The sequence below is a fragment of the Haloarcula amylolytica genome (assembly GCF_049705545.1).
Taxonomy (GTDB): Archaea; Halobacteriota; Halobacteria; order Halobacteriales; family Haloarculaceae; genus Haloarcula; species Haloarcula amylolytica_B.
In genome coordinates this window covers 1,837,488-1,850,229 of sequence record NZ_JBNAMU010000001.1, presented here as the reverse complement: position 1 = coordinate 1,850,229, position 12,742 = coordinate 1,837,488, and the positions used below count along the sequence as shown (strand labels likewise).

Annotated in this window: 8 protein-coding genes; 4 read left to right on the top strand and 4 right to left on the bottom strand. The window is 53.7% G+C overall.

The features are described from left to right. The first annotated feature begins 166 nt into the window (after positions 1 to 166). From ACOZ4H_RS09735 to ACOZ4H_RS09725, 3 genes are all read left to right on the top strand, one after another. Positions 167 to 1,051: a glycosyltransferase family 2 protein gene (locus tag ACOZ4H_RS09735; RefSeq protein ID WP_424329090.1), complete on the top strand. Its 885-nt coding sequence runs from the start codon at positions 167 to 169 to the stop codon at positions 1,049 to 1,051. A gap of 581 nt (positions 1,052 to 1,632) precedes the next feature. Further along, positions 1,633 to 3,783: a hypothetical protein gene (locus ACOZ4H_RS09730; RefSeq protein WP_424329089.1), complete on the top strand. Its 2,151-nt coding sequence runs from the start codon at positions 1,633 to 1,635 to the stop codon at positions 3,781 to 3,783. 403 nt (positions 3,784 to 4,186) lie between these two features. Continuing rightward, positions 4,187 to 5,707, top strand: coding sequence for an oligosaccharide flippase family protein (locus ACOZ4H_RS09725; RefSeq protein WP_424329088.1), 1,521 nt, complete (start codon positions 4,187 to 4,189; stop codon positions 5,705 to 5,707). Between the two features lie 92 nt (positions 5,708 to 5,799). On the opposite strand, the gene ACOZ4H_RS09720 is transcribed toward ACOZ4H_RS09725, so the two are convergent. Further along, positions 5,800 to 6,738 carry a hypothetical protein gene (locus ACOZ4H_RS09720; protein ID WP_424329086.1) on the bottom strand — a complete coding sequence of 313 codons (939 nt, stop codon included), beginning with the start codon at positions 6,736 to 6,738 and terminating at the stop codon, positions 5,800 to 5,802. A 504-nt stretch (positions 6,739 to 7,242) separates the two neighbouring features. On the opposite strand from ACOZ4H_RS09720, the gene ACOZ4H_RS09715 reads away from it, so the two are divergent. Next, the gene (locus tag ACOZ4H_RS09715) at positions 7,243 to 8,085 is read left to right on the top strand and encodes a hypothetical protein (protein WP_424329085.1); all 843 of its coding nucleotides are present in this window, start codon (positions 7,243 to 7,245) and stop codon (positions 8,083 to 8,085) included. A gap of 68 nt (positions 8,086 to 8,153) precedes the next feature. On the opposite strand, the gene ACOZ4H_RS09710 is transcribed toward ACOZ4H_RS09715, so the two are convergent. The 3 genes from ACOZ4H_RS09710 to ACOZ4H_RS09700 form a co-directional block, all read right to left on the bottom strand. Next, on the bottom strand, positions 8,154 to 10,106 hold the full coding sequence (locus ACOZ4H_RS09710; protein WP_424329084.1) for a hypothetical protein: 1,953 nt from the start codon (positions 10,104 to 10,106) through the stop codon (positions 8,154 to 8,156). 365 nt (positions 10,107 to 10,471) lie between these two features. Continuing rightward, positions 10,472 to 12,127 (bottom strand): GMC family oxidoreductase, encoded by a 1,656-nt coding sequence (locus ACOZ4H_RS09705; protein WP_424329083.1) that lies wholly within the window; start codon positions 12,125 to 12,127, stop codon positions 10,472 to 10,474. Further along, positions 12,114 to 12,656, bottom strand: coding sequence for a gluconate 2-dehydrogenase subunit 3 family protein (locus ACOZ4H_RS09700; RefSeq protein WP_424329082.1), 543 nt, complete (start codon positions 12,654 to 12,656; stop codon positions 12,114 to 12,116). The genes ACOZ4H_RS09705 and ACOZ4H_RS09700 overlap by 14 nt, the downstream gene beginning before the upstream one ends. Positions 12,657 to 12,742 lie beyond the last annotated feature (86 nt).

Below are 12,742 nucleotides of genomic sequence, written 5' to 3'. Positions count from 1 at the left end.
CACAATTGTGTCAGCGCATATTGAGTAGCTGAACTCTGTTGATCCTAATAAGCTCTATTTTCGCGGGCCAGTAGCCACTATCTATCTATATAAGAGAAAATTCTATGTCTCACAGAAATGGATACAGATAGCTTTGCCGTTGAAACAGTACGGGGCTTGTGCCATCATGAAGCCGAGAGTTAGCATCATAATTTTAACAAAGAATCCGGGAAGCCAGTTCGGGGAGATACTGTCTGCAATTGAGAGGCAGTCGTACTCCGGACCCGTAGAAACGGTTGTCGTCGATTCTGGATCGACGGATGGAACACTTTCGCGAGCGGAGGCCCACGGCTGTGCCATTTATACTATTGACCCGGAAGATTTCCATCACAGTAAAACACGCAATTTCGGGGCAGAGAACGCCTCCGGTGATATACTCGTGTATCTTACTCACGATGCGACACCTAAAACGGAAGATTGGCTGGAAAACCTCGTCAATCCGATTATCACCGACCAAGCGGGGGTTGTGTATGGCCGGCAGGTCGCGTACCCGGACGCAAAGCCGATGAACGAATTCTTTTATTCGCACTTCTACCCGGACCAGCGCAACACGTTGACTGCAGACGATGCTACAGACACTCGACAGTTCTTCCTCGACAACGTGTACGTTTCAGACGTATCAGCGGCGATTGAGCGAGATATCTGGGAGCGGTATCGTTTTCAAGAGGCCATCAACATGTCCGAAGACAAGGACTTCGCTCTCCGGGTTCTCGATGAAGGTGTGAACATTGTCTACGAACCCGAGGCTGTAGTGTATCATTCGCATGATTACGATCTTAGAGAGAATCTGAAGCGGCGATTCGAGGACGGGCGAGCGTATGCAACCATCGCCGCAAATGGCGAAGACAATTTTGTCTCAAATGGGGTGCAATACGTTATTAAAGAAATGAGGTATCTGGTCAAGAATGGATATATACACTGGCTACCCTATGTAGTGCTTTACGATTTCACACACTTTTTCGGGTTCCAGTGTGGGAAATTATTAGGTCAGATTGAAGACCTCGAGCGATAACTGATATCGATAAATACGCGCTACTCAAGAACGATGAGGCAGCTATGTGGAGAACTAGCCTTTTTTATATAGATATATTTGGCCTCACCTTCGTTGTTCCTTTTTACTGAGACAACAGAATTCACGGGGTTTGGTTGCGAATGGTTGTCCGAATGTTACAATTATTGAGATCCATAATCGCGCGCATCAGTTGAGCGCACCAAACTGATTTAACCGGTTGAGACGGTTGAAATCCGGCATTTCTCACTTCAGCTAGTAACTGTATCTACTGCTTCCGATAGTATTGTTATCAGTATTTCATTTGCATTACGGTATCTGGTAAGTATCCTACAAGTGAGTGGATCTAGTTAGCTAAATAGCGATAGTAAATGTAGCTTACTAGTCGGAACGGTATTTCAGGAACTCCCTAATCTCCCACACGAGATGTTCAGAGCAGATTCAACCCCACCCCATTTGAAAACTGAGGTTACCGGTCATCGATATCGGCACAGTTCGTCCAGAGAACAGCAAGAAAGAATCAATCACAACTGTACCGGTTCAGAAACCCGCGCTCGCAGTTCACAACCCAACATACAATAATTATGTCCAACTCATACGACTACAATACCCCTGCAGAAGGCACCCTTGACTGGCATGTCCCACTGAATGAGAATTTCAGTGCTATTGAGAGCGACGTCCAGGAACTCGCAAACGAGCTCAACGTCTCGGGTGTGGGCGGATACAACACCCCAGCGGAGGGGTCGCTTGACTGGGATAATCCGTTGAATGAAAACTTCAGTGCTATCGAGAGCGACGTACAGGCACTTGCAAACGAACTCGGTATCTCTGGCGTCGGCGGATACAACACTCCCGCAGAGGGGACGCTTGACTGGCACATCCCGCTCAACGATAACTTCGAGTCGATAAAGAACGATCTCAACACTGTCTCCGATAATATCGGTGGAAGCCAGCTGTCGAAAATGAGCACGCTCTCAGTTGCGGACATTTATCTGTCGTTAATCAACGATATTGATGACCGCTCGCAGACGGTGTATGACGCGACTTCCTTTGAGGGCGCCTCGCTTGCTCACCAGGTCGAGAATGCAATGTCGGCAATGGAGTCAGAAATCGATGGCCGGGCTGTCCTAGAGGTTCCGGCCGGCTCCTATTCCTGGGACAAGACGGTCGAAATCGATACCGGCTCGGTTCTAGGTCCGATGCTCTGCTTCGCGAACGAGGCAGCGATAAACGTAACCGCTGATTGGGCGTTCAACGTCCGCCGTTCAGGAGACGGATCGAATTACTACGGGTTGACGAATGACCCGCGAAATCAGATCCAGGTGTACGGTGGCAAGTGGACACTCCAGGGAACAGGATGGATGTCCGCGGTCGATATCTATCGAGGTTTGATTGCTCCAGTCGTCATCAAAGGCGGTACGCACGGCCTGTTGGTTCGGGATGGCCAGGACTTCAGTGAGGGCTGGTCCATCCGCGATGCGACGTTTGAGGGGGTCTCAGAACCGATCCGGTTCAATTGTCAGAGTGCCGATCAGCAGTTGCTCGCAAACCTAACCTTCAGAGACTTCCAGACTGGGGTATTCCTCGATCAGGCGTCTGGTCAGAATCTGACTGCATCGAACTTGCTGTTCGAAAACCCCCGGAGTGACGCTGTCGGCCTCCACTTCAATAAATACACCACGGGGACAGTTTATGGCGCAGTGTGGACTGGCTCCACAGGAGCACTGCTCTGGAACGACGGTAATTACACACGTCCGTCTGTCGTTGACGCCGATATTGCAGACGGCGGTTCACTCTGGAAGGGACTGGAACCAGACACCTCTTCGAATGTGTCGTGGCAGCAGTGTCAAAACTCTCCGGTCTTAGTGGAGGGCGGTCCGCAGATTACCACGCCAGTGGTTCGAACAGATTCCTACAGTGGCTCGTTGGCGGATCAGATTGAAGCGGCTGCGAGCGACTTGTCCGACGGCGGGACGATTCTGATTGCGGGACAGGATTCGTATGACGTTGGACGGACGATCTCACTGTCGCTCGGGGGCCGTGATATCTCGGTCGTGTCTGCGTGGAACGTTCGATTCAACGTGACAACCTCCGGGTGGACCTTCGACGTGACTGGTGACGGTCAGTTCGGCATTTACGGCGGCTTCTGGCATGGGCAAGACGACGGATCGAAGCCGGGCTGGTTGACCACTGATGTCCCGAATCTCGACGTGGCTGTCAACGCTGTGTGGTTCTTCCCCGGTGGAAGCGGGATCGATGCAAAGCCCCGTACGAAAGGGACCTACCGGATCTTCGATACGCGATTCCACAAAATCTGTGAAACAAACGGGGTCGACCTCGCGAGTAATGCGTGTGTTCAGATCGGTGGCGCTGGGTGCTCAGAGTTACACCTGTCACATATAGAAACCTCTCAGACGAAACGATGTTACCGGTTCGATGCCCCGGTTGACGACTTCCACGGCATCCGGCTCTCCGCACACCCATGGTCTGAAAACGATGGTGCGAAATTCGCGGAGACAAACGCATCGCTGAATGGAACATGGTTCAACGTGAAATGGGAAGCGCCACGTAACAGCAACAGCATTGTATTCGACAACAGCGACACGTCGTCTCCTGCTGACGCGGTTGAACCGTGGTCATGGGCAGACGGGGAACCGGTTGAGTTGTGGCGCGGCACAAAGCCACGGTTCTTCCCGGGGATCGATACCCGAGTCGACACGGCTCACATTCCGTAGATCGAGTGTCTCTTTCTCTCCCTGAACTATCTCTTTTTATAAGTTCTTCTACCGGAAGGACCATCGATTCCTCGCGGTAGAATCCCTCAGACCGTCAGTCCTGCTAGCTACTCGAGTGTGTCACCACAAGCAGATTGACACATCATAATCCGCGACTAACTATTTATTTAGTATGGGTTGACCAATGTAGACGTGAAACCAAACATTCTGCAGCCCCATGGAAGGCCCTCCGATCATTCTCAAATTCACATCAGTTCAAACATCTCCGCCGATATCAGAATGAACGATCCCTGTTCGACACCTGTCCGGGCCGAGCAACCAACACCATCCCCGTTTCAGATCAGTCGATCTATTCGAATTCCTGACACCACTATTACAGTATAACAATTGACGCCTGATAGCGATGAGCGATCAGACGAAATCAGCCATGACTGGCACCGACGAAGACGGATCGATACACAAACTGTACGAACAGATTATCAAAGGGAGCGGTATTGCATTCGGTGCGAACCTGTTCGACAAGGCCTTGGGATTCCTGTTTAATATTGTCGTCGCGCGGTTCCTCGGAGCGAGCGGATACGGATTGTTCGTTCTCGGGTGGACGGTCGTCCAGTTCGCTCAACCGATTTCGCTACTGGGGTTACCTGATGGAGTCGTGCGTTATGTCTCGAAATACCGGAGTGAAGATTCCGCTTCACAGGTTCGAGGGACCGTCTTCGCTTCGGTAGCTATTGCGGGGCTACTCGGAATTCTTTTCGGCGCATTCATGATTCTTTTTTCGCGCCCGCTGGCAGTGCGAGTATTCGAGGAGCCGGCGTTAGTTCCATTGCTTCCAATCCTGGCTGTCGCTCTACCGTTCCGCGTATTGCTGACTGCTTCAACGTCTGTCGCAGTTGGATTCAAGCGTGTCGGCATCCAGCAAAGTGTACTGAACGTCGCCTTTCCGATTCTAAAACTCGGATTAGTTGCCGGTGCGCTTCTCTTGGGGTATGAAATCGAAGGGATGGTGACGGGATTTGCCCTCGCCGTCACCATTTCAGCGCTACTGGGACTCGGTTTGATACCGAGCCTATTCGAAGATATCGGGTTCCGCGGCCCGATTAAAACCGATATTAAAGAACTGCTGAGATACTCGTTTCCGGTGTTTCTCTCGGGATTCAGTTATCTCGCGCTCAATCAGATGGACCGGTTGCTCCTCGGTGCGTTTCGCTCGTCTGCAACTGTTGGGATATACAACGCCTCTTCCGTGCTCTCACAACAGGGGGTTATTTTCTTTTCAGCGTTGGTCACGATATTCAACCCAATCGCCTCGGATCTGTATAGCAGTAATAACATCACCAGACTCGAAACCGTGTATCAGACGGTGTCCCGCTGGGTGCTGATCTTCACGTTTCCGATCGTCGTCATCGGATCGTTGTTCGCAGCCGAACTCCTGCAGTTATTCAATAAGCAGTTCGTCGAAGGAGTTCCAGTGTTGATCATATTGTTTGCCGCGCAGTTATTGCTAGTCGCGGTCGGGCCGGCCGGAGAACTCTTGCAGATGTCCGGGTTTCAAGATATCGTCCTGTTCGATACGGTAACGATGCTGGTCGCTAATGTCATTCTCAATCTGTTCTTGATACCACGATACGGTGGTGTTGGGGCAGCGGTCGCGACCGCGGTCTCGATATCGGGAGTTCAGCTAGCCGAACTCTATCAGACGAAACAATACGTCGGTATCCAACCGGTCGGGATAGAGTATGTCATCACACTCGCGATAGGGGGCGTGTTCGCGTTCACCGCGTACCTGATAAATCTTCTCTCTCTCCCGCTCCTCCCGCGAATCGGAACGGCACTCGGAATTGCAGTGATCTATGCGCTAGTCATCTGGACGTTTGCAGTCGTTGAAGACGATAAAGATATTTTCCGAGAGTTCGTTGGCTGAGGCTGCTTTTCATTTTGCAAAGCAGAGAATCGAAAGGGATCGCGAATCCAGTCCCAGTTTCTCAACGGTGTGAATTGTTACTGGAAAGGTCCTCACTCGGTTGCTTCGCTGTCACGCCCCCACGTTGACGCCGCAGTCATGTGGTTCCACCACGCTGAATTCATCGGTTGATGGTGATGGTCCGGGATAACGCGAGTGTTGGTCTCCTCGGTGGTTTCATTATACGATGGCAATACCTCACCCAATGCCCAGTGCTCCTTTAGTCCAGCAAACTCGAGATTTACAGCCCCAGTCCGTGTTGATGGATGGGCCCCAGATAGTATCGAGACAGCGTCTCCCTCCCACTTCTGTCCATCAGCTAACGGGTTTTTCCCAGTCCCATCGTACTCCTTGCTCAACATGTACTCCCGGAGTGGTTTTTCGGGAAGCGCATTTCGCACCCGTGATTTCTTAATCAGCGGTCCACCCGAGGCGGGACAGAACACCGTCTGGAACTTCCGAGTCACAATCGTCAAACTCCAGCCGCTGAGGAACTCGTTCCACCCATCGATAGCGGGTCTGATTCGACAGAAAACGACTACCTTATCGACAATCGAAGGGTCAGTGAGATACGCATCAGCGACGGAACAGAGCGGTCCGCCTGCCGCGATCACGAGAGGGTTTTCCCGCGAAGCAGCGTTGGCTGCAGCAACTATTCGATCCGTGGCAGCCGAGCCGATCGGAGCCGTCTCGTCTATCGCCTCCGATTGCGGTTTCGTGTGGCGGCTGCTCACGCCTGTTTCAGCGGGAGGGAGGTCTGTGAAGCCACTTTCCGCTGCCTTCTCGCGGATAATCCTGTGATGGTTGGCATAGCGGTTTTCAGCCTTCGTTTGCTTCTCTTTGCTATCCCACCAGGGAACGTTAGGGAACTCATGAAGGTATCCTTCGAGCTGTACTCCGTCTGAATCACTTGCCATTCCCAGTGCCAGTTCGCCGTTAAAATTGTCCGTCGGGATATCGTTCAGATACACGAACGGATTGGTGTTATCCACCGCCAATGGTGATGGTAACCGCTGGATAGGCGTCGACGTAGGCCTTGGGTCTGTTTGCGAGGGGGTCTCCCCCGGTGGCGGAGCGGCGGTATTCTGTCGAGCAGGTGTGTCGGTTGCGGGAGTTCGAATGGACCCGGTGGAGGTATTTGACTCCGATTGCTGAAACCCAGGACAACCGGAGATCAGCGGGACCCCTCCTGCTGTGAGGGCTAAGTACGTTCGACGGTTCATTCGTTTTTCATATCGATCCGTATAATAACAGTTCTTTGGGATAATGTGGGTCACTGCCGAGTACAGCGTCACTCTCTTGCTGCCCTGATAACCAGAGTAGTGTCGTGTGACGTGTTAGTGTTGGTGAATCGGCCATACTTCGTCTGGGAAACCAGTTTCTAACCCGCATACCCAAGACCAGACAGCACGAAGCAGTTGTTTCAACCAAGGAATAACAATACCATCAGCTAAAGTATGAAACGAGAGAACGCTAAGTAGACAAGTCAGTTCATCATGAATACGGCCACATTCAGATCCTTGCTAGTCCCCGCAGGGCTTCCCGCGGTGTTGCTCGCGGGGGTAGAGCTCCTTACTGTATCACCGCTGGTGGTCACGGGCCCATTCGTTTTCGTCTTTCCGGAGCTGACAATCGCAGCGGTTTCCGGGATGTTGCTGGGGCCGATCGCGCTGATCGGAATCGGGCTTGGTGTTCTCCTCGATATATTCCTGACCGGAGTTAGCCCGCTTACAGATCTATTACTGCTGACAATCGGTGGCTGGTGTGCGCTCTTTACTACAGAGCGGAAGTACAGGCGGGAGGATGTGGAAGAAAACCAGCTTATCATGTTTCTTCAGGATTACGGGCTGATCGGAACCGGTGCTGTGCTGTTTTCGGCAGCCGTATTCTCGTGGGCGTACGTGATCACTGATACTGGGCGATTCTATCCACGAGCGCTCGTATTGCTGGTGAATCTCTTGCTCTCCGTGGTGTTTCTCGGCGGGATCGCTATCGTCCTCTGTTATCCGTTCTTTCGAACCCCTCGCTTGCGAAAGGAGTTGTCTGCCATTCATACCGTCTCCAAGAAGGAGCGATTCCCCACACCTCCAAGCCGATCTGTCCTCCTGTTTAGTATCACCTGGTTGCTCGTCGGTTCTGCCATCAGCGTTTTCTTCGACGTGCTTGACCTCGTCCCGCGGTTCGTGTTTCGTCGACGGGACATCGAATCTGTGCTCTTCGTCAAACAAATCAGTGCAGCGACGGACGGTGGGCAAACGATTCAGATTCTGTACGGTGGTGTCATGCTCGGCTTATTGATCGTGTTGCTGTGGAACGTATCGGCCGCCGACCGTGAGTAGTAGGATTCTGAGTTCAGGCTTTAGGAGTCTCGAACCGCTTATCGAATAGCATCATCGGACAGCACTGTTCACGACGACCCGAGGACAACCCCATCACGTTTCCAGAGAATCCCAAGCCGTCCTGAATCGTACACTTGATTCTTACTCGTCGACTCCGTACGGAGCCACTCTTCAGACATCAGTACCTTCCCGCTCTCGAAATCGAATACGACTGGATGGTCAGCCCAGGTGTCCCTGTAGAGGAAATACCCATCTTCAGCCCTCAGTGTCCCATTGTCGACGGTAGCGCGTCCCACCGACGTGCCGCCATAGCGCTCAATCGCGAGCGTATCGATCCAGGCAGTTTGAATGGGAGTACCATACGACCGCTTGAACTGATTGAGTTCCTGGAACGATTCCATCTCCGCCTCGGAAAACGCGACCTGTCCTTGCGGCGGCCCGTTCGGTGGATCGTGGATCCGATACAAATCGTCACCAGCCCAGACGAACAGCGGAGTTGTGGCTGCTAACAACACAAATACGATGACTGGGACGACCCGGAGCGCAGGGCGAGACGCGGTGCTGCGGACCAGTCGGTATAGACCAAGCCCGAAGACCAGGGGAAAGAAGAACGCAAACGGCATTCGTGACCGAGACAGTCCGGGGAACACGAACGGTGTCTTGAATACGATCGGCGCTGCGAGGACTGCAAGCACTACAACGCTCAGCGAATGTCTGTACTTCGGGTACCGCTGTAGTAAAAAGGCGAGTCCAACGGCATAGACCGCCGTCATCGAGAGGAGGTACAGGCTGTTGACCGAGAGGAGATTCAGTACCGCAATCTCGATTGTCTGTTCCGGAACGGTGGTTCCGAACGCGATGAATCCCGCTGCCTCTGACGACGAACCCGCGATTAGGAACCCCTCGAGAATCGAACGGATCGCCAGTGAGAAGTTTACAATAAATGAATCTGCAGCCACAGTCCAGTAGGTTACTGCGGCGATCCACCCGGCAACGAGCGGGAATATCTGCGGATGAAACAGACTGTGACGACTGAACTGACCGTCTCGGAACACACTAACGGCAATCGGCAGTGACGCCAGGATGACGATGATCGGCGTCAGAAGGATAAACGACAGATGGTGGGTGAAAATGGCGCTCCCCATCACTAACAGCCCCGTAGCTGTCCAGTTGAGCGGTCGGCCGTTTTGTGAAGCCGTCGCCCTGAACCCGATGTAGATGACGAATATCAATAGCGGGACGGCAAGCGCTTGTGGGAAAAAGTACGTCGAAAAGTACGACAAGGGGTACAGAAGCGTCGCACTGAGCGCCACATACAGCGCCACTCGGGACCACTGGAGTGCCGCCCGTGCGAAGACGTACATCAACGGAATAACCAGCAAGCCATAAACGAGCATCCCTCCAGTCAGAAGGGCACCATATGCGTCGAGACCTGTAATCGAACTGAGGCCGCCGATAAACAGGTGTAGGCCGGGAAAATAGCTGTACAAGCCATGTCCGATGTATTCCCCCCTGATCGCCATTACGCTCCCTTCGGTTAGCAGGCGCTCGATATGATGGACATGAAAGAGCGTGTCTCCGCCAGAGAAGTAGAATCCGAGTGTGAGATATTTCGTAACTGGCGAGATCAAAAACAGACTGATCGCCTGCGGGAGTACAACACGCGTTGTGGCCCCCGCGATGAGTTGGTACACCACCAGCAGATATCCGATTGGTAGCGCCGCTACCAGAACGAGGAGGCGATGGTCCGTCTGATGCGCTACGACAACAGCGGCCAGCGTGATCAGGTATACGCTTTTATTCGCCCACCGAAGTGCTGGTCCATTCACACCCGCCGGCTCCGTAAACTGGTAGCCATAATAAATGACGCACCCGATGCAGAGTCCGATGAGCGCGTAGAGGCCACGGATACCAACGACAGCGCTTAAATTGTAACTGACAAAGAGAACGGTCGCTGTTCCCGCAACCAGTGCCGTTGGAAAGAACGCTCGGTGCAACAGCGCCCGAATATTCGGTCTCATGATTGACCATCACGCACTCCGAAATGCGAAGTGATACCAGCGAAACGCAGTTCACCCTGTTTCTGGTGGAGGTTTAGTTTGGAAGCCGTATTCCGAAGAGGGGATGATGAAACTCCGGACACGTGTGTACTCCTCTGAGTCAGTGTTGCGGCGATACCCTTCTCACAGGATAACCGGTCCAGTAGTGACGGTTTCACGGAACGGCGACCGAACAAATCATCGCGACAGTTCAGCCGGTTGGATCTATTGCCCTCCACCGAACCCCCTAGATCGTCCCCGCGGTGTTCACCCTCCTGCAACGGATTGCACTGCAAATACCACCGACAATAGACCCTGTTTCGCGGGGAGCAGCGCATGGTAATCACCTACAGTGCATTGTCTATATGCTCTCCAGCTTTTAGTGCTAATGCCGCGATAGTAAGAGTGGGATTCATTGCGCCGCCCGTCACGAACACGCTGCTCGATGCGATATAGAGGTTTTCGAGGTCGTGTGTCCTGAGTCGTGGCGTAACGACGCTTTCCTCCGGGTCCGTTCCCATCCGCGTCGTTCCCATTTTATGCGATGCAGGGGGTGGGTCAGCGAGATCGGTTTCAGAAACGACTGTCGCCCCCAGCTCGTCGAAGATATCGTACTGAATCTCTCGGATGAATTCCATCGTTTCGCGCGCATGCGAGCCGATATTCCACGAGACATCCGGAACGGGATTCCCGAAATCGTCAGTCTTCGATTCGTCCAGCGTCACTCTGTTTTCCCGACGGGGAAGCAGCTCCGGGTTCGCGAGCAGGCGGACGCTATTGTTGGGATAGTTGGATTCGATTTTCTCGAGGACTTCGTCCCCCCAACTGTCGCCCATAGCGAAGTCGAACACGTTTTCACGCGGCATCAGATCACCGCCGCTGAGCATGGGCCTGACTACGGACTCGGGGTTTACGTTCTCGAACACCAGCTTAATGCTGCCCGGTTGCGGGTCATCGTGGTCGTAGAACTGGTGTGATTCTCTCGTGTGGTAGCCGATGGGTTCCTGATTCGCCGGCTGCTCCAGTTCCCCAGTCACGGAAACAATCGGTTGGTCCATGAAATACCGGCCGACGGCTCCGCTACTGTTGGCTAACCCGTCGGGATACTGTGGGGACTCGGAGAGCAGTAACAGACGCGGCGTTTCCACGGCCCCACAGGCGAGAACGAACGCGTCCGCATCTTGACGATAGGTATCTCCGCTCGGCGTCGCGTACACGGCCGCATCGACTGACTCCCCACTACTGTCGTGTTCGATCCGTTGCACTGGAGCCCGGTCTATGACCCGTGCTCCTTCGGCCTCGGCCTTGCGGACGTGGACATCCGCACTGTATTTTGCCCCGGAAGGACAGACCGGGATACACGTACTGAATCCGACGCACTGGCTCCGGCCGTCGTACGCCTCCGAATTCCGTGCCTGTGGGGTTGAGTGCATCGTGATCCCGAGTTCATCACAGGCGTCTGCGAACAGTGTGTCCGAGTAACTCGCCGGAAAGGCCTCCATCGGATAGTCAGTCTCTCGGGGCGGTGCGAACGGGTTATCCTGCGCGCCGGCGACTCCCATCTCCTGCTCGGCCGCTGCGTAGTACGGACTGAGATCTTCATAGTCGATGGGCCAATCCGTCGCAAGACCGTACCTGGTGTTCATTTCGAAGTCTTTCTGATGCAGTCGCGGGGTAATACCCAACCAGTGCAAGGTCGTTCCGCCGACAGCTTTGACGCGCGTCTGATTCAACGGATAGTACGCCCCACCGGACGTGACATACTGGTCGCGGGGGCCGCCCATGTTCCAGATATCTAGGAGAGAGCCGTGCGGGCGGAGACTCTGTTCCATCTGTTCGAGACGGTTCCCCGGGTCGAACCGCTGCCCGGCTTCAAGTATCACGACATCGTGTCCCCGTCTCGATAGCGTGTAAGCGACCAGGGCACCGGCCACTCCTGAACCGACCACACAGACGTCAGCGTCGCTCGATGGCTGTCGGTCGGCTGTACTATTCTGTGGCATCTGGTTCGGTTTGATACGACTGATAGCCGCCCGGGTAGCCGACCGGGTTTTCGATACCAACGAGTTCGCTCCCTTTCGGGACGGTAAACAGTCCGTACAAAAGCTGATTGATCAGATGATATCGAACACGTTCTGGGAGCGTTCCGGTCGGATCCGGGCTCATTCGGTCGACACCCAGTTCCTGAAGCGCGACGTTCCGGTTTGGAATCGACAGTTCCCAGAACGGCCGATCGTGAACATCTCTGATATGACTACTGAAGGCGTCGATGACAGGAAGCAGGTCTGCCTGCTTTTCCGAACGGAGACCCGTCACATATTGCTCAACGAATTCGGGGATTCCGGTTACCTCGGTCGGATACACGACTTCGGCGATCGCCACAACCGTCTGGAGTTGGTCAGTTGAAAACCCGGTTTCTTTCTCAGCACTTGCATTATCCGTTGCCCCTCGGTCGGCGTACGCGGCCGCGCCCACCCCGATTCCGCCCCCCATGACGAGAGCATGTAGCGCATCGCGTCTCGTCAGCCTCATTATTATTTAGTTCGTTCAACCAAACATCAATCTTCCGCAAATTTGACAGCACCAGTCCGAGCCCTCACTATCCACATACTAACGAA